We start from the raw sequence: 19,862 nt of genomic DNA, 5'->3' as shown, positions 1-19,862 counted from the left end.
CGGTGTGCACCTAACCCGCGGCACGGGCCAAGGGCAAGGGCGGTACGCCTTGCATCCCTTCTGCACAGTCGCCATCGTGGGGCCATCACACTGCAAAAAAGGGGGCGTCATGCGCAATCTGGAACTTCCTGGCCGTTCACCTGTTCACGCCCCCCACGGCATGGCCGCAACGTCCCATCCGTTGGCCAGTCAGGCCGCGCTGGATATGCTGAAGGCTGGCGGCAATGCGATGGACGGGGCCATTGCTGCGGTTGCTGTGCAATGTGTGACGGAACCCGGATCAACAGGCATCGGCGGGGATTGCTTTTGCCTTTATGCCCCGGAAGGCCGTGACAAAGTCATCGGGTTCAACGGATCGGGACGCGCCCCTGCAGCGGCAGACATCGCCTATTACCGCGATCAAGGCATCACCGAATTTTCGCGCATGTCACCCCATGCCGTGACCGTTCCGGGGGCTATTGACGGCTGGACGCGGTTGCATGCGGATCACGGGCGCATGCCGTTGGCCGATGTGCTGGCCCCGGCCATCAACTACGCACGCCATGGATACCCGTTGTCGTCGCGCGTCGCATCCGACTTCGAGGCCTGTACGCCGTTGTTGCGGACAGATGAAAACGCAGCGCGTATTTTCTTGCCAGGTGGCAAGCCGCCTAAAGTGGGGGAGATGCATTTTCAAAAGGAACTGGCCGACACGCTTGAGGCCATCTCCACCCATGGCCGCGATGCGTTCTACGAAGGCGAGATTGCACAAGACATGGTGGACTACCTGCGTTCCAAAGGCGGGTTGCACAGCCTGCAGGATTTTGCAGCCACCAAAGGCGAATACGTCACGCCGATCACAACAGACTTTCGCGGCTATACCGTGCATGAATGTCCACCCAACGGGCAAGGGGTCATCGCCCTGTTGTTGCTGAACATGATGTCGAAGCTGGATGTGGTTGACGGGCCATTGACCACAGACCGGTTGCATCTTGAATTGGAAGCGTGCCGTTTGGCGTACCGCGCCCGAAATCTCTATGTTGCGGATCCTGCGTTTGCGGATGTGCCTGTGGAAGACATCTTGTCCGAAGACTACGCGCAGCGCTTGGTGGATGCGATCGACATGACCCGCGCCCAAGAACCCCCCGCCGATATTCCCCTGACCCGCCACCGCGATACGGTTTATCTGAGCGTGGTCGACAAAGACCGTAACGCCTGTTCCTTCATAAACACCCTGTACATGGGCTGGGGGTCAGGTCTTGTAGCACCTAAATCCGGTGTCGTTCTGCAAAACCGCGGCCACGGGTTTTCGCTGGAACCGGGCCACCCCAATTGTATCGCAGGTGGCAAGCGTCCTTTGCACACTATCATACCGGGCATGCTGACACAGAAAGGCCGCGCCGTGATGCCCTTCGGGGTGATGGGCGGGCATTATCAAGCCTTTGGGCATATGCAGTTTCTGACGCGCATGCTGGACTACGGCATGGACATCCAAGAGGCGATGGACGCGCCGCGCACAATGGTTGATCCCGACGACGACGCCGTTGAAATCGAAGGCACAGTGCCACAGGACATTCAGGATGCGCTGACGGCGCGTGGCCACCGGCTGAAAGCGCCAGAGCGCCCTATCGGCGGGTCGCAAGCCATTTGGATCGATTGGGAACAGGGCGTTTTGACGGGGGGATCGGACCCGCGCAAAGACGGCGCAGCGATGGGATATTGACGCGATGTTTGAACGCTATGCCGTCTTTTATACCTGTCCGACTGACAGTGATCTGGCGCGTTTCGCGGCCCGGTGGCTTGGATGGGACAGTGCGTCAGGGGCAAAGATGCCGCGTTTCGCGACAGATGGTCTTGATGTCGCGGAAATCACACAGAACCCGCACAAATACGGGTTTCATGGCACCATAAAAGCACCGTTTAGGCTGGCTGAAGGCATGGGGCAACAAGACTTGGAGGCGGGGTTGGACGCGTTGTGCAGCACCGTCCAAATCGCCCCTTTGCCGCAGTTGCATCTGGCCAGGTTGGGGCGGTTTCTGGCGCTTGTGCCAAAGGGCGATATCAATCTGTTGCAAGGGCTTGCGGCGCAGGTTGTGCAAGACCTAGACGTCTTTCGCGCGCCCCTCAGCGCCGCAGAAATTGAACGCCGCGCCCCGCACCGTTTGACGCCACAGCAACGCGGCTATCTGGACACATGGGGGTATCCGCATGTGCTGGATGCGTTCCGCTTTCATATGACGTTAACGGACCGGTTGGACAAACCGACAGCGGCCCAAGCCTCGGCCATTTTAGAGAAGGCACTGACTGGCATGGCGATGCCCGTGCAGATCGACGCACTTACGTTGATGGGACAAGCAACAGATGGGCGGTTCCATCAGATTAGACGCCGTGCATTGAATTAGTCTGTGCGGTGGTCTTCACGTTCCCATTCGGGCCGCCCAAGTTCGTCAAGGGCTGCGCGGATTTCGGGGTGATACTCCGCATCATACCGCCCGATGATGTCGCCCGATCCAACCTTTTTGGTGCGTTGGCGCAGGCGGTAAGGGTGCAATTTCAAAAATGGGCGCATCGCGTCGATGCCGTCTGTCATCAAGTTGATGTAGGGGATTTCGATAACGTCCCCTTTGGACATGGTTCTGTAATCTTCAAACCACTGCATCCTGCGATTGGCAAACCGCAAAAATGCGACTTTGTCGAAAGTCAGTTTAGGTTTTGCCTCCGGATCTTCAAACAGCTCTGGCTGTTGACGGCGCATTTGCATGACCACGCCTGAAGAATGGGCGGCCAACAGGTTTTCGCGGTTCAGAATAACCTTTTTGATGGTCTCGTCAGCGGCCAAGGTTTCGATCGCGGCTGTGGGGCCTTTGTCTGCGTTGTGCCACAGCTTGCACCCCACGTTGGGCGGGCCGGGGGTGAAGTTCAAAATATCGTAAACCAGTCCAACGGGATCTGTTTCGCGTTTGCCCAAATCAACGACGTCTTCTGCTTCTTTGTGCAGTGCTGATTTCCATCGGGGCGAGCTGAAAAAGGGGGAGCCGTGGCAATAAACCTTGGGATGTGCGCCCAACGTCGTTGTAAAAGCTGTGCTGCCAGACCGTGCTGCAGACAGAATAACAAAGCGGTTTTGGACCTCGGCCATGGGCAAATTCCTTAACAAGATGGAAAAGCTGCTACGCCAGTGCCCGAACAAGAGCAAGTGGGCAGGCACTTGTCACACTGCGGCCAACCCTTTACCCCAAGGTGTAATGCATCTGCGAAAGGCCGCGACTTGAAACCCATCCGATTGATGTCTGGCTTTTTAACGGTTGGATTCTGGACGCTGATGTCGCGTATTTTGGGTTTCGTCCGCGAGATTTTGATCCTGTCGCTGATCGGACCCGGGCCAATGATGGATGCCTTTGTGGCGGCCTTTCGGTTGCCGAACATGTTCCGGCGTTTCTTTGCAGAGGGGGCGTTCAACGCGGCGTTTGTGCCGATGTTCTCCAAAAAGCTGGAAGCGGATGCCGAGGCTGCAAAGTTTGCCCGCGATGCTTTGAACGGGCTGGCGTTTGTGGTGCTGATCCTGACGGCTTTGGCGATGGTGTTCATGCCAGCTTTGGTGTGGGCGACGGCCGGAGGCTTTGCCGAAGACGCGCGGTTCGATCTGACGGTGGGCTTTGGCAAGATCGTGTTTCCCTATATCTTCTTTATGTCCCTATCGGCTTTGTTTTCAGGCATTTTGAATGCCACAGGGCGTTTCGCGGTCGCTGCTGCGGCCCCTGTGCTGCTGAATATCTTTGTGATCATAGCCATGATTGCGGGCCACTATTCTGGTGGTGACGTCATCATGTGGTTGATCTGGACCATTCCGCTTGCGGGCGTGGCCCAGCTTGGGTTGACGTGGTTTGCCGCCGCACGGGCGGGATTTGCTTTGCGTCTGGGTCGTCCACGCTGGACGCCGGATATGAAAAAGATGGTCTTGGTGGCCATTCCTGCGGCTTTGGCGTCGGGTGTTATGCAGATCAATCTGGTTGTGGGGCAATTGGCCGCCAGCCAGTTTGAAGGAGCCGTCAGCTGGTTGTTTGCAGCGGACCGTCTGTATCAGTTGCCTTTGGGGGTCGTGGGAATTGCTGTCGGAATTGTGCTGTTGCCAGACTTGTCGCGCCGCTTGATGGCAGGGGACGAAACGGGTGCGCGTCACGCTTTTTCACGCGCTGCCGAAATATCGTTGGCTCTGACGATCCCGTCTGCTGTCGCGCTTATGGTTATCCCTTTGCCCTTGGTCACGGTGTTGTTTGCACGTGGGGCGACGGGGGCCGACGACGCGGCGGCGATCGCCGTGGCCGTGTCGATTTACGGATTGGGTCTGCCAGCGTTTGTGGTGCAGAAGTTTTTGCAACCGTTGTACTTTGCCCGCGAAGACACAAAAACGCCGTTCCGCTTTGCTTTGGTGGCGATGGTCGTCAACGCGGCGATTGCGCTGGGCCTTACGTCAACCATCGGCTGGATCGCCCCTGCGATTGCAACAACAGTGGCGGGATGGGTTATGGTGGCTTTGTTGGCCATTGGTGCGCGGCGCATGGGCGATGTGGCGCGGTTCGACGCCCAGTTTCACAAACGCATCTGGCGCATTTTGGCGGCTTCAGCGATCATGGGGGGCTGTCTGTGGATGGCCAATGTCGTACTGACCCCGGCTTTGGGGATGGCGGGGACACGCTATGGTGCGCTTCTTGGGTTGGTCGCCGTTGGTATCCTAAGCTTTTTTGGTGCGGGTCAGCTTTTGGGGGCGTTCAAGCTGTCCGAGATCAAAGGCGCAGTGCGACGCTGAACGGTCTTAACGTCGTTGCAACAACGCCCGAATGCGCGCCAACCCGCCCGGCATAACGACGGCAGAAATCGCAAAGCCGCAGACAAAGCCCGCCAGTTCAGCGATCCAATCCAGTCCGGTGACGAAAAAGATGCCAAAAAACAGCTGGATGCCCATCAAAAATGCAATCAGGCGAAAGGCCTGCAATTGCTGCATGCCTGTGCCCGCAAGCCTTTGCCACAACAAAAAGCTATACCCGCCGATCAGGCCATAGACACATGGAAAGGCACCGATCAGCCAAGCTTGATCCGTGATCAACCCAAAGACAATGGCCCCGAAGACCCCCGAAAGAACAAAGATCAAAACGACCGCAAGCTGTCCCATGGCTTCGCCCACCAACTTGCCCATCGCCAGCAACATGACGCCTGAGAAAATGGCAGACGTGAAGGCCTGATGCAAAAAGGGATAGGTGAAAACGCGCGTGGCGTATTCGAAAGGCGCCTGATTGTTGCGGATCATCCAGTCAAAGGCGATGCCGGAAAACCCGTAGTTCCCAAACGCATTTGTGCGCCACCCAATGGCGTCCGCCCCGCCGATCATGCGATTTTCAGCCATCAAAAAGATCAGCTCTGGAACAGCGATGCCCGCAAACAGCAACCACACAACAGGCGGTAGCGGATTGACAGGAGGGGCATTGTGATCTTGGTGCATGCGTGCGTCCTTTGATTAAGCGCAGTTTGCCAAACGCCCTTCGGTTGACGGGCAATCCATGCATGGGTAAGCCAGCGCAAACGGTTTGCCCAGAACTTTAGGCCAGAATCTAGGATAGTTTTCATGACTGAAACGACATTCACCCCGCGCGTCTTTTCCGGCATCCAGCCGTCGGGCGGTTTGACCCTTGGCAATTACCTTGGTGCGATCAAACGGTTTGTCACCATGCAAGACGAGGTGGCGCAGTCGATTTACTGCATGGTGGACCTGCACGCGATCACGGTCTGGCAAGACCCAAAGGATCTGTTGCACAACACCCGCGAATTGGCGGCAGGTTTCATCGCATCCGGCATCAGCCCCGAAAAGTCGATTTTGATCAACCAGTCCCAAGTGCCTGAACATGCGCAATTGGGGTGGATTTTCAACTGTGTCGCACGCATGGGATGGATGCAGCGTATGACACAGTTCAAAGACAAGGCTGGCAAAAACGCGCAAAACGTATCGCTGGGTTTGTTTGGGTACCCCGCTTTGATGGCGGCCGATATTCTTGTGTATCACGCCACACATGTCCCTGTTGGTGAAGATCAAAAGCAGCATCTGGAACTGACACGCGATATCGCTGCCAAGTTTAACCATGATTATGGTGTGGATTTCTTCCCAATGACGGAGCCTGTGATTGAAGGCGCGGCCACACGCGTGATGTCGCTGCGTGATGGGTCCAAAAAGATGTCCAAATCCGACCCTTCGGATGCATCACGCATTAACATGACCGATGATGTGGATGTCATTTCAAAGAAAATTCGTAAGGCCAAGACGGATCCTGACGGGCTGCCCTCTGATATCGACGGGCTGGAAGGCCGTCCCGAGGCACGTAATCTGGTCAATATCTTTGCGGCCTTGTCGGAACGCTCTGTTGAGGATGTTTTGTCCGAGGTCGGGGGGCAACAGTTTGGTACGTTCAAACCGCTTTTGGCGGATTTGGCTGTGGCCAAGCTTTCGCCTATTTCCGGCGAGATGGCGCGTTTGATGGATGATCCCGCAGAGATCGATCGGATACTGGCACGGGGTGCAAGCCAGGCGCGTGAGATCACGGCCCCGATTTTGAAAAAGACCTATGAGATTGTGGGGATGGTCGGCCCCGCAGTGTGACGCGCGTAAGGTGGGCCTTGGCCCACCTTCTTTGTCTTGCGGCGTGGTGCACCAAGGTGCACCTTACATCTGCTTTGGGCTAGATTGTTTATGCGCCTGTCCGTTGCCGGGGCTTTGCCCATGCGTTCTGCCCCCCCCCCAAGATGTTTTGGCAAAAAGACCGGTAACACCGGGGTAAGGTGCGGGTTCCCGCACCGCCTACCTGCTTTGGGCTAAGCTGGACATTTTTTGCATGTTTTGTCACGGTTGCCGGGGAAGCGGAGGATCACATGGCAACTGGCTTTTTCTGGGATGAAAAGACGTTTTGGCACACAGGTGGCAACTATGCGATGACGCAACCTGTTGGCGGGTTGGTTCAACCACTGTCGGCGGGTGGGTTGCCGGAAAGTCCCGAAACCAAGCGTCGTTTAAAGAACCTAATGGACGTCACCGGTTTGACTGCAGATCTGGATGTGCGAACAGCACCTATGGCGACATCTGACGATTTGCTGCGAGTGCATCCGGCTTCTTATCTTGACGCATTCAAAGCCCTCTCCGATGCAGGTGGCGGCGAATTGGGTCAACGCACGCCATTCGCGACAGGTGGCTATGAAATTGCCGCCTTGTCTGCGGGTCTTTCCGTCGCTGCCATAGACGCCGTTTTGACAGGGGCTTTGGACAACGCCTACGCCTTGTCCCGCCCGCCCGGTCACCATTGTCTGCCTGATTTTCCAAACGGGTTTTGTTTGTTGAACAACATCGCCATCGCAATCGAGGCGGCACAGTCCAAGGGCATGGCATCCAAAGTCGCCGTGCTGGACTGGGACGTGCATCACGGCAACGGCACTGAGGCCATCTATTACAATCGTGACGACGTTCTGGCCATCAGCATACATCAGGAAAACAACTACCCCATCGACAGCGGCGCCGTGACGGATCGTGGTGCGGGCGCAGGCGAGGGTTTCAATATCAACATTCCCATCCCTGCAGGTACTGGTCACGAAGGCTATTTGCGTGCCTTTGACCGTATTGTGCGCCCTGCGATCACGGATTTCGCACCTGACATTATCATTGTCGCCTGCGGGTTCGATGCCTCTGTCCTTGACCCTTTGTCCCAGACCCTTGCCACCGCAGAGACGTTCCGTGAACTGACCCTACGCACCAAAATTCTCGCTGAAAACATCTGCGGTGGAAAACTGGTGCTGGTGCATGAAGGCGGATATTCCGAGGTCTATGTTCCATTTTGCGGGCATGCGACCCTAGAAGCTTTGTCCGACAGCACCGTTTCTGCCCCGGACCCCTACGAGGCCTCATTTCGCAAACGCCAGCCCAACCCAAGGTTCGAAGCTTTCATTGCATCTGAAATAGACCAAATGGCCAGGGACTTTGGGTTCTGATCTTGAAAGTCGCACCCGTGCACCAAACATACCTGACGATACCATTTGAAAGCCCCACATATGCCTGTTCCAAACCCCGCCGCCCTTGATTTCCTTTTGATGCGGCGGTCGCGTCCGGCCAAGACCTTGCAAGCCCCTGTGCCTGACCCTGCCACCGTAAACCAGCTTTTGACTGCGGCTTCGCGGTCTCCGGATCATGGAAAGCTGGAACCATGGCGTTTTATTGTGCTGGAGGCGGGGGCGATGCCCCGTTTGGCACAAGCAGCGCAATCATGTGGGGAAGCATTGGGGTTAGATCCGGAGCAAATTCAAAAGGGGCGTGCGCAATTTGACCAAGGGCATTTGGCTGTTGCCGTGATTGAAGTTCAAAAACCATCTGCAAAAATCCCGGCGTTGGAACAAACCTATGCTGTCGGTGGTGTGTGTCTGGCGCTGCTGAATGCGGCACTGGCGGCTGGATGGGGTGCAAATTGGTTAAGCGGGTGGCCCAGCCATGACCGTGTGTTCATGACAGACGCTTTGGGGTTGGACGATCACGAACGTATCGCGGGCTTTATTCATATCGCCACCGAAACCACGACCCCACCAGAGCGCCCGCGCCCTGATCTGGATGCGATCACAACTTGGGTCAATTCATGATTTTTAACGCCTTTTTTGCGGCCGTTGGCCAAATCAGCGACCCACGCTTTCGCCGTGTTCTTCTGCTTGGTGTGGGGCTGGCACTGGCGTTGCTTGTGGGTACAACGGCGCTGTTTGTCACTTGGATCGACTGGGCAACGGGGGATTCATTTTTGCTTCCGATCATCGGAGAAGTGAAATGGATCGGGGACGTCCTAAGCTGGGGTGGCGTGTTCGTGATGGTCTTTTTGTCGATCTTTTTGATGATTCCGGTCGCGTCTGCGATAACCTCGATGTTCCTGGAGGATGTCGCGCAAGCTGTCGAAGACGTACATTATCCGCATCTGCCGGCCGCAACCCGTGTCCCGTTTTGGGATGCTGTGCGCGATACGGTGAACTTTCTTGGCATATTGATCGGAGCCAATGTTTTGGCGCTTATCTTGTATGCTTTGCTGTTTTGGGTGCCGTTTCTGCCACTTGCTATCTTTTGGGGGCTAAACGGCTTTTTGCTGGGCCGTGAATATTTCACATTGGCTGCGATGCGCCGTGTGGGGCGGGCTCGCGCAAAAGAATTGCGCAAGCTTCACAGGGGCAAAATCTGGATGGCGGGCGTGTTGATGGCGATGCCGTTGTCCTTGCCGTTGATCAATCTTGTGATCCCGATCCTTGGGGCTGCGACCTTCACGCATTTGTATCACAATTTGACGGGCAATGTCCTTAACCGCGATTGAACCAATCGAAATCGCGCACGCTAATGACACCTGACAAAATGATGCCAGAGATCACCACCCAAAGCACAAGGGCGACGGCAGTGGTGATCAGGGCTTTTTTCTTCAGATTGTGTTCTTCAGGGGCGCCTGCGTGTGTTCCGGGCTCAACTTCGCCCAGGTCGCCTTGGGTTTTGACACGCAACGGCAGCACGATCAGGAAGGTCATCCACCAGATCACGGCCAACAATACGAGGGCTGAGGTCACACCCATAATTTACACCTGTTCCAGTTCAACAAGGCAGCCGTTGAAGTCCTTGGGGTGCAAGAACAAGACGGGCTTGCCGTGGGCGCCGATCTTCGGCTCGCCTGTGCCCAACACGCGTGCGCCAGTCTCTTTCAGATGGTCACGGGCCGCGATGATGTCGTCGACCTCGTAGCAGACGTGGTGCATCCCGCCTGACGGGTTCTTTTCCAAAAACGCCGTGATGGGGCTGTTGTCACCAAGGGGGTATAGCAATTCGATTTTCGTGTTGGGCAATTCGATGAAGATGACCGTGACGCCGTGGTCCGGTTCGTCTTGTGGTGCGCCAACAGTGGCACCCAAAGCGTTGCGGTATTGGTCTGCGGCAGCGTCCAGATCCGGGACGGCGATGGCGACATGGTTCAAACGACCGATCATTGGGGTTCTCCGGTAAAGGTAGCGTTGGGTGGGTGTATGCAGGGCAAGACCGACAAGAGCAAGGGACGCAGCGCCGCACCCCGCAGCGTCACCCCTTAAGGTTCTTGGGGCTGTTAACGCGCTGTTAGGCAAGGTTGCGTACCGTCTGAGTCGTAGAATATGGCAAAAGGCATATCATCATGGACACGACAGACCCCTTCGCACCAAACTATCCGACACCAACCGCAAATCGTCCCCTGTTGGGGCTTACGGTCCTTGTGATTGAAGACAGTCGCTTTGCCTGCGAGGCGATGCGCCTGTTGTGTTTGCGCAGTGGTGCACGCATCCGGCGCGCCGATAGCCTGCGGGCAGCACGGCGGCATTTGCAAGTGTACCGGCCCACGATTGCGATCATTGATCTTGGGCTGCCGGACGGAAACGGGGTGGACCTCATAAAAGATCTCGCAGAGGCATCTCCACGCCCTGAAGTTGTTTTAGGGACGTCCGGTGATGATTTTGGCGAAGCCGCAGCATTGGGGGCGGGGGCCGACGGATTTCTGGCCAAACCGATTACGTCATTGGCAGGCTTTCAGGAAACGATACTGGCATGCTTGCCGGCAGAACGGCAACCGACCGGTCCACGCGCTGTATCCAAAGAAGAAATCACGCCCGACCCTATCGCGTTCCACGATGACATGGCCCATGTAGCGGATGTTTTGGAAGAACATAACGATGAACGCACATTGGATTATGTGGCCCAATTCCTAAGCGGTGTGGCGCGCAGTGCACAAGACCCGCGTTTGGAACAAGCGGCTGTCGCACTGGCCAAAAAGCGTGCTCAGGGCCAATCCGCATCATCTGAGACCGCAGTTCTTGCGGGGCTTGTTCAAGAACGTCTGACGCACCGGATGGCGATTTAAGACGCGCGGGCTAGGATGTCAGGGCGGGATCGCTTGCGACCCGCACCAGTCGTGTCAGATCGCTAAGGCTTTCGATCTGCCGGCCGGACGCATCAAAATTGGACGGGGCCAACCACGCGGCAAAGGCTTCTTTCAGCGCGGGCCATTCAGCGTCAATAACGGCAAACCACGCGGTGTCGCGGTTGCGGCCCTTGGTGATGGTGGCTTGGCGAAACACGCCCTCATAGCTGAACCCCAGACGCTGGCCTGCGCGGCGTGAGGGCAGGTTCAAAGCGTTGCATTTCCATTCCACACGGCGGTATCCCGCGTCAAAAGCCCAATCCATCATCAAATACAAAGCTTGCGTGGCCGCAGGGGTTTGCTGCAACGCAGGGCTAAGGTTGATGTGACCGATTTCAATAGAACCGGCGGTCGGATCAACGCGCAAAAAGCTGGCCACGCCTTCCCATGTGCCGCTGGCGTCATTTCGGATGGCGTAGAAAAACGGATCGTTTTGCCCTGCGTGTTCCCGTGCCCAACGATGGTATTGCGCGGCAGAAGAAAACGGACCGTAGGGCAAATAATCCCACACCGCATCATGCCCTGCAAAAGCGCGAAACAGCAAAGCTGCATGCGCTTCAGCGTTCAAAGGTTCAAGATATGCAAACGCCCCCTGCAACGGCACACCTGTCGGGGCCGGTGGCGGGGTCCAGTTTTCAACGATCGGGCCAAGGGGACGCTGTTGTGTCATAGGCGAGACCCTAGGCGGAGTATCGCCTAAGGCCAAGGGGTTTCAGACCGTTACAAAAGCAAACCCGGATCATCACCCAAATCCAGACCCGGAAACACCGAATTTTCCAACACGGATCTGTCCAAACCGATAAGGCCGCGCATCACCCAAGCCGCATGGGCGCGGACGTCACGGGTCGGCATCAGGTCACGGTCTTCATAAAGGGCACCGCTGTCCAATCCGGGCCATTGGCCCAACACGCGCCCGCCGCGCACGGCGCCGCCTGCTGTAATCATCAAACCACCCGTGCCATGATCCGTGCCGCCTGTGCCATTCTCGCGGGCGGTGCGCCCGAATTCGGTCATGACGACCACGGCGGTCTTTTTCCAGACAGGGCCTTTCAGCGTGTCTTTCAGGGTCAAAATTGTCTCGGACAGACGTTCCAGTGCGCGGGTCAGATTGCGGCCCTGCGCCTGATGCGTGTCCCAACCGTTCAACGAAAATGCTGCAACACGGGCATCTTTGCGCAGGCGTTGCCCCGCAAAACGTGCGATTTTGCGATGTGACGCGCCTTTGCTGGCTTGCTGCATTTGGGCCATCATCATCTCGCCGCCATCGTCGGCCATGGCCATGCCGCCACCGCCGCCTTCGGACAGCATTTGCGCCTCGGCCAAAGCTGCGTGCATTTCGGGGTCGTCTTGCATCAGCAGATCCATCAGGCGCTCGGCCTGTGGGCTTAACGTCAGGTCTGCGTCGGGGGACCAGTTTGCCACGGGGGCAGGGCCTTTCAACAGCTGCATGTCGCCACGCCCGATGGCATAAGCGGTATCCGCTTGCACACCTGGCACGGCTTGCAACATGCGGTTCAACCAGCCGTCCCGTGCGCCTTCGGCCAGCGTGTCTGTGCCGGCTTCCAGCAAATCCTGCCCGTCAAAATGGCTGCGTTTGTCGCGGTAGGGCGTCGATACCGCATGCACAAATCCCAATTCGCCTGCGGTCCACAGTGGCATCAGGCTGGCCATGCCGGGGTGCAACGCGAAATAACCGTCCAGGTCTATGCCGCCGTTTTGTGGCCCCCCTGCCAAAGCTTTGGGACGCAAGGCCGCGTAGGCCGGATCGCCGTAAGGCTGCACCGCATCCAACCCATCCAGACCGCCACGCAAGATGATCACCACCAGACGCGTGTCCCAGGGGGCAGCGGCAAAGCTGATCGGGGTCATCAAAGGGCTGGCTGCCAAAGAACAACCAATAAGACCGGTTCGGGACAAGAATGTGCGGCGGGATACAGCGTCAGTCATCATATCAATCCTAAATCAACGGCGTTGAAACGCGGGAGAGGCCAGAACAAGGCCGATGGCTTCGGTTTTGCTTTCGGCGGCAGAGGCGGCAAAGCGCACGGCATCCGGTGCGAAACTGCCCAAGGCAGCATCCACAAATTCGCGAGGGTCAGGCAAGGCAGGTTGCAAGACTTGCGGCACGGCCATCGCCCAACGCACACGACCCGACAGCCCTTGGGGTGTGATCCATTCACTGTCTTCTTCGGGCCACCCGTCCGGCCCAATCGGCAGTTGCCAGTTTTGCCCCATCATCGCCATCGGCGTGGAAATGGCGTTTTGCATGCCTTTTTCATCAAAGGCCTGAATAGGGGCGGGGGGTATGGCCAACGCACGGCAAGCAGAGCCCACAAAATCGACGGGAAATTTGAAATTCATCTTGTCGGTCTGCCACGCGGCCGGATGGTCCAAAAGCGCTGTGTAAACCGCCATCAAATTCCCATCCGTCGCCTGAAACGCCGCAGCAACATGATCGATCAGCGCAGGGTCAGGCGTGTCCGAGACAAAGTGCATCGCCAGCTTCCATGCCACGTGGCGGGCCGTGGCAGGATGCACTGCCAAATCATTCAGAACCGCCAGAACGGGTGCGCGGTTCATCTGGTCACCGTAGGTTTTGCCCAAGACGGTTTCTGCCCCCGGTTCCACCATATCCTTGCGAAATTTAAAGCCTACGTTGACCTGAAACGTCAGCCCCGTGAACAGCTCTGCCAGTTGGGTGACATCCGTTTGGGTATAGGGGCCGTTCACACCCAAAGTGTGCAATTCCAACACCTCACGCGCGAGGTTTTCGTTCAGGCCCGCCGCCTTGCCTTGCGCCGTTTTGCGCATGGAAAACGCGCTGTTCGGCCCCACGGAACGGTGCTGGTCTAGATAGGTCAGCATCAAAGGATGTAAAACGGCGGCTTTCAGAAGGTCCGCAAACTGCCCTGTCATATTGGGGCGAATGGCGTCCTCGATATAGGGGCTAGTTGCGCGACGGATCAGGCCCTGCTTGCCTTGCGCTGAAAAATGGTCACCCCAGAAAAACGCCAAGCGTTCGAAAAAGCCCTGTTCGGTGTAGCTGCGCCGCAACAAGTTTTGACCAAGCCACCGGCCTTTGTCGGTGCGCGCAATCCGGTTTAACACATTGCGTTGCTTGCGGGCGGCTTTGCCGATGTCGCTGCCACGGTTCTCTTTCAAGATTTTACGCTGGGCCGCCACAGCTTTCATGCGGGTTTCGCGGAAGGTGTCGAAGCTTTCGATCGGGAAGGTTTGCGCCATTGCATCAGCGCTTTGCAGACCTTGCAACATCGTGTCGACGCTGCGCGGCGCATCCACCACCGGTGACAGACCACACCCAAAGCGGATCGCTGCCAATTCCGAATTAAACCCTGCCACGTTATCGTGCCCCTGCTTTGACGCTTTGGTTCTATATAGCAAAAGGCAACGCGGTTTTCACCTGCGCCGCCTTTCTAATTTTACCCGTCGGCATGCCGTCGCCCAAAAGAGGGCATCAATCCTGTGGAATAACCCGCAGCCCCAGTTCCATCAGCTGGTCCGACATCGGCGTGCTGGGCGCAGACATCATCAGGTCTTCCGCCTTTTGGTTCATCGGGAACAAGATCACGTCGCGCAGGTTGTCGGCGTCTGCCAGCAACATCACGATGCGGTCCACGCCTGCGGCACATCCACCGTGGGGCGGGGCGCCGTATTGGAAGGCGTTGACCATGCCCCCGAACCGCTTTTCAACTTCTTCTTTGCCGTATCCTGCGATTTCAAACGCTTTGAACATGATTTCTGGCTTGTGGTTCCGGATGGCGCCCGACACCAGTTCATAGCCGTTGCAGGCCAGATCGTACTGATAACCCAGCACCTCAAGCGGATCGCCGTTCAGCGCGTCCATCCCACCCTGCGGCATGGAAAACGGGTTATGTTCAAAGTCGATCTTGCCGGTTTCTTCGTCTTGTTCATAGATCGGGAAATCGACGATCCATGCAAAGGCAAAGCGGTTCAAATCGGTAAGCCCCAATTCATTGCCGATGACGTTGCGCGCCTTGCCAGCCACGCCTTCAAACGCTTTTGGCTTGCCGCCCAGGAAGAACGCCGCATCGCCAAGGCCAAGGCCCAACTGCTGACGGATGGCTTCGGTGCGCTCTGGGCCGATGTTCTTGGCCAAAGGCCCTGCCGCTTCCATGCCGCCCTCGACCTCGCCGGATTTCAGCTTGGCTTGGGCTTCTTTCACGGTGATGCCCATTTCCTGCGCCACTGAATCGGCGGTCTTTTCACGCCAGAAGATATAGCCCATGCCGGGCAGCCCTTCTTGTTGGGCGAACTTGTTCATGCGGTCACAGAACTTGCGCGATCCGCCTTTGGGGGCGGGAATGGCGCGGACTTCGGTGCCGTCTTGCTCCAGCAGCTTTGCGAAAATGGCAAAGCCAGACCCTGCGAAATGTTCAGATACGACCTGCATCTTGATCGGGTTGCGCAAGTCGGGCTTGTCGCTGCCGTACCAAAGCGCCGCATCGCGGTAGCTGATTTGCTCCCATGTCTGATCGACATTGCGGCCGCCGCCGAATTCCTCGAAAATCCCCGTTAGCACAGGCTGGATCGTATCAAAGACATCCTGTTGCTCAACAAAACTCATTTCAAGGTCAAGCTGGTAAAAATCCGTGGGCGAACGATCCGCACGCGGGTCTTCGTCACGGAAGCAGGGTGCGATTTGAAAATACTTGTCAAAGCCCGACACCATCAACAGCTGTTTGAACTGCTGGGGGGCTTGGGGCAGGGCGTAGAATTTGCCGGGGTGCAGACGCGAGGGCACCAAGAAGTCGCGCGCACCTTCGGGGGAAGATGCTGTGATGATTGGCGTCTGATATTCACGAAACTTCTGATCCCACATGCGACGACGCATGGATGCCACAACGTCTGATCGCAACGCCATGTTGCGCTGCATCTTTTCGCGGCGCAGGTCGAGGTAACGGTACTTCAGGCGGGTTTCTTCTGGGTATTCTTGGTCACCAAACACCATCAATGGCAATTCGGCGGCGGCGCCCAAAACCTCAAGGCCGCGCACGAACACTTCGATCTCACCTGTTGGGATCTTGTTGTTCACCAGCTCAGGATCACGGGCCTTTACGGTGCCATCAATGCAAATACACCATTCGGACCGCACCTTTTCCATGTCCTTGAACGCCGGGCTGTCGGGGTCACACAGCACTTGGGTCATGCCGTAATGGTCGCGCAAATCGATGAACAGGATGCCGCCATGATCGCGGACACGGTGAACCCAGCCTGACAGGCGCACAGTATCGCCCACATTGGCAGCAGTCAGATCGGCGCAGGAGTGGCTTCGGTAGGCGTGCATGGGATGGCCCCTTTCATGGGTCGAAAACTTGGGCGCAGATACACCGCTCACACGGGGCAAAGTCAAGGTGTCGGGGCGGTTCAGGCCACAAATAGAGGGATGAAATGACCTTAGGTCGTGGTTCCCTTTCGTTTTGCTTTGGATAGCATGTCCAAAACGGAGGACTTCAGCATGGAAATCGCAGGTAAAACGGCCTTTGTCACGGGCGGTGCCTCAGGCATCGGGTTGGAAATCGGGCGCATGCTGATGGAACAAGGGGCCAATGTGATGCTGGCTGACCTTGTGCCGGAACGGCTGAAAGCGGCGAAAGCGGAATTGGGGCAGGTGGAAACGGTGCTGTGCGATGTGGCCGACCCCGGTTCGGTGAAGGCTGCCGCAGAAAAGACGATCGAGACTTTTGGCAAAGTCCATATCGTGGTGAACAACGCAGGGGTGTCGTTGGGGCATACGCCGGGCGATACGCCGCTTGAAGACTGGCAATGGCTTGTGGACATTAACCTGATGGGGGTCATTCACGGCATTGAAACCTTTACGCCCCTGATCAAAGCCCATGGTGAAGGGGGCTACTTTATCAACACAGCATCGATGTCGGGGCATCTGGCAACGCAGCAGTTGAGCGCCTACACCGCGACCAAATTCGCAGTTGTGGGCCTGTCTGAAAGCCTGCGCATGGATTTGGCAACTGACAACATCGGTGTGTCCGTGCTGTGTCCGGGCTGGGTGAAAACCGACATCAACAAAGCCCACGAAGGCCGGCCTTCGGGTGTGGACGACGAAGACGCACCTTCAGAGGCGATGCAAATGGTAACAGAAGCCGTGGACAATGGCCTGTCCCCAAGATCGGTGGCGGAATGGACGGTTGAATGTATGCAAGCAGGGCGCTTTTACATCTTCACGCACCCTTCTATGCGGCGTTGGGTGCAAAAGCGGCACGAAATGATCGATGCTGACTATGCCGCGATCGAAAACGATCCGCGGTTTAAGGACCGTTAGGACTTCTTTTCGCTAAAAATATCCCGGGGGAGGCCCGAAAGGGGCGGGGGCAGCGCCCCCACTGCCCTTAGGCGCGAACACGCGCCATCGCCGGATCGTAAGGGCCGGCTGCGATCACCCGCGCAGGTACCATCTGCCCTAGGCAATCTACGTCAAACGTGGTCCCTTCAGCGGCAAAGGCGGGGTCAACATAGGCATACGCCAAGTTCATGGCGACGCGGTGGCCCCAGTCACCTGATGAAACCGTGCCGACGACCTGACCGTCACACATCACAGAGGCACCGGGATGGGCGGGCATCTTGTCTGTGTCCAAAACCATAGACACAAGTTTCATCTGTTTCCCAAGGTCTTGCCGCGCAAGCAATGCGGCCTTGCCAACGAATTCTTTGTCCATTTTTACAAAACGGTGAAGACCCGTCTGGAAAGGATCGAATTCCGTCAGCAGATCCGCTTTCCAATGCAGATACCCCTTTTCCATACGCATGCTTTCGATAGCGCGTGCACCAAACAGGTGCAGATCGTGGGGCTGACCGGCTGCACGCAGCGCCAGATACGCGGCATAAAGCTGTGCGTTTGGTATGTGGATTTCATAGGCCAGTTCGCCTGAAAAACTGACGGACATGACCGTGGCAGAGGCGATGCCGACAAAGCATTCGCGCACGGACAGCCACGGGAAGGCAGTCGCGGACCAATCGCCGCGACTGACAGCTGTTAGCACATCGCGGGCCTTTGGACCTGCCAGAACAAGAATGGTTTGGTCGTTGGTCAGGGACCGGATCTGGACGTCTTCGTCTTTGCGCACATGTTGCGCCAACCAATCCATATCGTGGAATTCAGCGGCGGCGGCCGACCCGTACCATGTGCGATCTGCATCCAGATGGGCAATGGTGGCTTCGGCCTTCACCCTGCCGTGGTCATTCAGCAGATAGCCCAAGCCGACTTTGCCAACCTTTGAGGTGACGCGACCACAGATCATGCGATCCAAAAAGGTCTGACGGTCCGCGCCGGTAAGTTCAAATCGGTTGAAACCGTTGACCTCTGCCAAGCCCACGCCGTTTTGCACGGCTTTGACATCGCGGGCGACCACGTCGAAGGCTTCGTTGAACCAAAAACCGTGGGTTTCATGGAAATCGGCAGAGGGGCGAATGTAATCCACACGCTCCCAACCGTTCACAACCGTAAATTCCGCGCCTTCCGCGGCCATAACCGGCGTCAAAGGCGTGCTTTTGGCGGGACGTCCGGCGGGGCGGTGTTCATGTGGGAAATGGAACCGGAATTCATTCTGATAGTCCTCAATGGCCTTCAATGCGGTCAGTTCGACGTTGGCGTGGCCGGTAAAGCGGCGCGGATCGATAACCCAAGTGTCATAGCAGGCCTCGCCATGCACAATCTGCTGCGCCAACAACCAGCCATGGCCGCCACCTTCGCCCAGACCTGCCCGCAGGCCGATGATGCAGAACGCGTTGCGCTTGCCCGGGATCGGCCCAACCAAAGGTGCCCCGTCAATGGTGTAGGTGATCGGGCCATTCACGATGTTCTTGATGCCAACTTCCATCAATGCAGGCATCCGTTCAAACGCGCCTTCAAGCACGTCTGTGACGCGGTCTAGATCATCGGGACATAGGTCGTTCGAGAAGTCAGGCGAAATGCCGTCCATACCCCATGTTTTACAATCCTGTTCGTAGAACCCCAGCAATAGGCCGTTCTTCTCCTGACGGCAGTAATAGTCAGAAATCGGGCAGCGCAGCAGCGGCATGCGGTGGCCTGCTTCCACAACGCCGGGAATTTCGTCGGTGACAAAATACTGGTGCTCCATGGACGTCACCGGATGATGCACGCCCATCATCGCGCCGACTTCGTTCACGCGGTAACCACAGGCGTTGACCACAACGTCGCAATCAATGTCGCCTTTGTTGGTGTGCACAGTCCATGTGTCGTCTTTGTGCTGGGTCAGGCCCGTGACATCGGTTTGGCGGTACACCTCGGCCCCGGCCTTGCGGGCACGACGGGCCAGCGCCTGACACAAGGATGCGGGGTCAATATCGCCGTCATTGCCATCCCACAAACCGCCCAGCAGATTGCCTGTGGAAATCAGCGGGTGGCGGCGGGCGCATTCTTCGGCGTCGATGACTTCGAATTCGACGCCCATGCCGCGCGCCATAGACGCAAAGTGGCGGTAGCCATCCATTTGTGCCTCACTGTTGGCAAGGCGGATGCCGCCGTCGCCGTGATTGTACTGCACCGGATAATCCGGATCATCGCGCAGTTCTTGGTAAAGGTTGATGGAATGGGTCTTAAGGCCGACCATCGTCTGGTTCATACCAAAGTTGGTAACTTGCGCCGCAGAATGCCACGTGGTGCCGCTGGTCAATTCATCACGTTCGACCAAAACCACATCGGTCCAACCTTCCTGCGTGAGGTGATACAGGGTGGAACATCCGGCGATGCCGCCCCCGATGACAACTGCTTTGGTGCGTGATTTCATCTGATCCTCCTGCGCTTTGCATGCAGTTGCGCCATGAAAGCGGGCTGCGTCAAACAAGAAGAGCACAGTTTCAAAACTGCAAATTGATCTT

At 57.1% G+C, this 19,862-nt stretch carries 18 protein-coding genes; 9 read left to right on the top strand and 9 right to left on the bottom strand.

The window, feature by feature from the left end:
* The first annotated feature begins 109 nt into the window (after positions 1–109).
* Together ggt and ABJL60_RS15185 are read left to right on the top strand one after the other, a co-directional pair.
* The gene (ggt, locus tag ABJL60_RS15190; RefSeq protein ID WP_348374488.1) at positions 110–1,702 is read left to right on the top strand and encodes a gamma-glutamyltransferase; all 1,593 of its coding nucleotides are present in this window, start codon (positions 110–112) and stop codon (positions 1,700–1,702) included.
* Positions 1,703–1,706: 4 nt separating this feature from the next.
* Positions 1,707–2,381 (top strand): DUF1045 domain-containing protein, encoded by a 675-nt coding sequence (locus tag ABJL60_RS15185; protein WP_348374487.1) that lies wholly within the window; start codon positions 1,707–1,709, stop codon positions 2,379–2,381.
* Here the strand turns inward: ABJL60_RS15185 and ABJL60_RS15180 are convergent.
* Positions 2,378–3,118: a hypothetical protein gene (locus tag ABJL60_RS15180; protein WP_348374486.1), complete on the bottom strand. Its 741-nt coding sequence runs from the start codon at positions 3,116–3,118 to the stop codon at positions 2,378–2,380. The genes ABJL60_RS15185 and ABJL60_RS15180 overlap by 4 nt on opposite strands.
* A gap of 129 nt (positions 3,119–3,247) precedes the next feature.
* Here ABJL60_RS15180 and murJ point away from each other — a divergent pair, with 129 nt between their 5' ends.
* Positions 3,248–4,786 carry a murein biosynthesis integral membrane protein MurJ gene (murJ, locus tag ABJL60_RS15175; protein WP_348374485.1) on the top strand — a complete coding sequence of 513 codons (1,539 nt, stop codon included), beginning with the start codon at positions 3,248–3,250 and terminating at the stop codon, positions 4,784–4,786.
* Between the two features lie 6 nt (positions 4,787–4,792).
* Here the strand turns inward: murJ and ABJL60_RS15170 are convergent, their stop codons facing one another.
* Complete coding sequence (locus ABJL60_RS15170; protein WP_348374484.1) at positions 4,793–5,476, bottom strand: rhomboid family intramembrane serine protease; 684 nt, start codon at positions 5,474–5,476, stop codon at positions 4,793–4,795.
* Positions 5,477–5,599: 123 nt separating this feature from the next.
* Here ABJL60_RS15170 and trpS point away from each other — a divergent pair, with 123 nt between their 5' ends.
* The 4 genes from trpS (at position 5,600) to ABJL60_RS15150 (ending at position 9,350) form a co-directional block, all read left to right on the top strand.
* A complete protein-coding gene (gene trpS, locus ABJL60_RS15165) occupies positions 5,600–6,625 on the top strand; it encodes a tryptophan--tRNA ligase (protein ID WP_348290084.1) in 1,026 nt (341 codons plus the stop codon).
* Positions 6,626–6,894: 269 nt separating this feature from the next.
* Positions 6,895–8,001, top strand: coding sequence for a class II histone deacetylase (locus tag ABJL60_RS15160; RefSeq protein ID WP_348374483.1), 1,107 nt, complete (start codon positions 6,895–6,897; stop codon positions 7,999–8,001).
* A 60-nt stretch (positions 8,002–8,061) separates the two neighbouring features.
* Positions 8,062–8,640 (top strand): nitroreductase family protein, encoded by a 579-nt coding sequence (locus ABJL60_RS15155; RefSeq protein WP_348374482.1) that lies wholly within the window; start codon positions 8,062–8,064, stop codon positions 8,638–8,640.
* Entirely contained in the window at positions 8,637–9,350 is a 714-nt protein-coding gene (locus ABJL60_RS15150) for an EI24 domain-containing protein (RefSeq protein WP_348374481.1), read from the top strand. Before ABJL60_RS15155 ends, ABJL60_RS15150 begins: the two co-directional genes overlap by 4 nt.
* On the opposite strand, the gene ABJL60_RS15145 is transcribed toward ABJL60_RS15150, so the two are convergent.
* Both ABJL60_RS15145 and mce read right to left on the bottom strand, forming a co-directional pair.
* Entirely contained in the window at positions 9,337–9,600 is a 264-nt protein-coding gene (locus ABJL60_RS15145) for a DUF1467 family protein (protein ID WP_348374480.1), read from the bottom strand. The genes ABJL60_RS15150 and ABJL60_RS15145 overlap by 14 nt on opposite strands.
* A 3-nt stretch (positions 9,601–9,603) precedes the next feature.
* Positions 9,604–10,008: a methylmalonyl-CoA epimerase gene (gene mce / locus ABJL60_RS15140; RefSeq protein ID WP_108829601.1), complete on the bottom strand. Its 405-nt coding sequence runs from the start codon at positions 10,006–10,008 to the stop codon at positions 9,604–9,606.
* Between the two features lie 179 nt (positions 10,009–10,187).
* On the opposite strand from mce, the gene ABJL60_RS15135 reads away from it, so the two are divergent.
* The gene (locus ABJL60_RS15135; protein WP_348290074.1) at positions 10,188–10,907 is read left to right on the top strand and encodes a response regulator; all 720 of its coding nucleotides are present in this window, start codon (positions 10,188–10,190) and stop codon (positions 10,905–10,907) included.
* A gap of 10 nt (positions 10,908–10,917) precedes the next feature.
* Here ABJL60_RS15135 and ABJL60_RS15130 read toward each other — a convergent pair whose 3' ends face one another.
* The 4 genes from ABJL60_RS15130 to aspS form a co-directional block, all read right to left on the bottom strand.
* Positions 10,918–11,637, bottom strand: coding sequence for a GNAT family protein (locus ABJL60_RS15130; RefSeq protein WP_348374479.1), 720 nt, complete (start codon positions 11,635–11,637; stop codon positions 10,918–10,920).
* 50 nt (positions 11,638–11,687) lie between these two features.
* Positions 11,688–12,914 carry a DUF1501 domain-containing protein gene (locus ABJL60_RS15125; protein ID WP_348374478.1) on the bottom strand — a complete coding sequence of 409 codons (1,227 nt, stop codon included), beginning with the start codon at positions 12,912–12,914 and terminating at the stop codon, positions 11,688–11,690.
* Positions 12,915–12,929: 15 nt separating this feature from the next.
* Complete coding sequence (locus tag ABJL60_RS15120; RefSeq protein ID WP_348374477.1) at positions 12,930–14,327, bottom strand: DUF1800 domain-containing protein; 1,398 nt, start codon at positions 14,325–14,327, stop codon at positions 12,930–12,932.
* 115 nt (positions 14,328–14,442) lie between these two features.
* Positions 14,443–16,293, bottom strand: coding sequence for an aspartate--tRNA ligase (gene aspS, locus ABJL60_RS15115; protein WP_348290067.1), 1,851 nt, complete (start codon positions 16,291–16,293; stop codon positions 14,443–14,445).
* A 171-nt stretch (positions 16,294–16,464) separates the two neighbouring features.
* Between aspS and ABJL60_RS15110 the strand changes: the two genes are divergently transcribed.
* Positions 16,465–17,286: an SDR family NAD(P)-dependent oxidoreductase gene (locus ABJL60_RS15110; RefSeq protein WP_348290065.1), complete on the top strand. Its 822-nt coding sequence runs from the start codon at positions 16,465–16,467 to the stop codon at positions 17,284–17,286.
* 67 nt (positions 17,287–17,353) lie between these two features.
* Here ABJL60_RS15110 and ABJL60_RS15105 read toward each other — a convergent pair whose 3' ends face one another.
* A complete protein-coding gene (locus ABJL60_RS15105) occupies positions 17,354–19,771 on the bottom strand; it encodes an FAD-dependent oxidoreductase (RefSeq protein WP_348374476.1) in 2,418 nt (805 codons plus the stop codon).
* Positions 19,772–19,862 lie beyond the last annotated feature (91 nt).

Origin of the sequence: Ascidiaceihabitans sp. (assembly GCF_039986515.1) — a bacterium.
Lineage (GTDB): Bacteria > Pseudomonadota > Alphaproteobacteria > Rhodobacterales > Rhodobacteraceae > Ascidiaceihabitans.
Note: the sequence above shows the minus strand (reverse complement) of the source record. Positions and strands in the feature narration are given on the sequence as shown.

Excerpts from the sequence above, each read along its gene's own strand:
- ABJL60_RS15185 (WP_348374487.1), top strand. The coding sequence starts at position 1,707 with ATGTTTGAACGCTATGCCGTCTTTTATACCTGTCCGACTGACAGTGAT.
- trpS (WP_348290084.1), top strand. The coding sequence starts at position 5,600 with ATGACTGAAACGACATTCACCCCGCGCGTCTTTTCCGGCATCCAGCCG.
- ABJL60_RS15130 (WP_348374479.1), bottom strand. The coding sequence starts at position 11,637 with ATGACACAACAGCGTCCCCTTGGCCCGATCGTTGAAAACTGGACCCCG.
- ABJL60_RS15180 (WP_348374486.1), bottom strand. The coding sequence starts at position 3,118 with ATGGCCGAGGTCCAAAACCGCTTTGTTATTCTGTCTGCAGCACGGTCT.
- ggt (WP_348374488.1), top strand. The coding sequence starts at position 110 with ATGCGCAATCTGGAACTTCCTGGCCGTTCACCTGTTCACGCCCCCCAC.
- ABJL60_RS15125 (WP_348374478.1), bottom strand. The coding sequence starts at position 12,914 with ATGACTGACGCTGTATCCCGCCGCACATTCTTGTCCCGAACCGGTCTT.
- ABJL60_RS15135 (WP_348290074.1), top strand. The coding sequence starts at position 10,188 with ATGGACACGACAGACCCCTTCGCACCAAACTATCCGACACCAACCGCA.
- ABJL60_RS15170 (WP_348374484.1), bottom strand. The coding sequence starts at position 5,476 with ATGCACCAAGATCACAATGCCCCTCCTGTCAATCCGCTACCGCCTGTT.
- aspS (WP_348290067.1), bottom strand. The coding sequence starts at position 16,293 with ATGCACGCCTACCGAAGCCACTCCTGCGCCGATCTGACTGCTGCCAAT.
- ABJL60_RS15145 (WP_348374480.1), bottom strand. The coding sequence starts at position 9,600 with ATGGGTGTGACCTCAGCCCTCGTATTGTTGGCCGTGATCTGGTGGATG.
- mce (WP_108829601.1), bottom strand. The coding sequence starts at position 10,008 with ATGATCGGTCGTTTGAACCATGTCGCCATCGCCGTCCCGGATCTGGAC.
- ABJL60_RS15160 (WP_348374483.1), top strand. The coding sequence starts at position 6,895 with ATGGCAACTGGCTTTTTCTGGGATGAAAAGACGTTTTGGCACACAGGT.
- ABJL60_RS15110 (WP_348290065.1), top strand. The coding sequence starts at position 16,465 with ATGGAAATCGCAGGTAAAACGGCCTTTGTCACGGGCGGTGCCTCAGGC.
- ABJL60_RS15105 (WP_348374476.1), bottom strand. The coding sequence starts at position 19,771 with ATGAAATCACGCACCAAAGCAGTTGTCATCGGGGGCGGCATCGCCGGA.
- ABJL60_RS15150 (WP_348374481.1), top strand. The coding sequence starts at position 8,637 with ATGATTTTTAACGCCTTTTTTGCGGCCGTTGGCCAAATCAGCGACCCA.
- ABJL60_RS15155 (WP_348374482.1), top strand. The coding sequence starts at position 8,062 with ATGCCTGTTCCAAACCCCGCCGCCCTTGATTTCCTTTTGATGCGGCGG.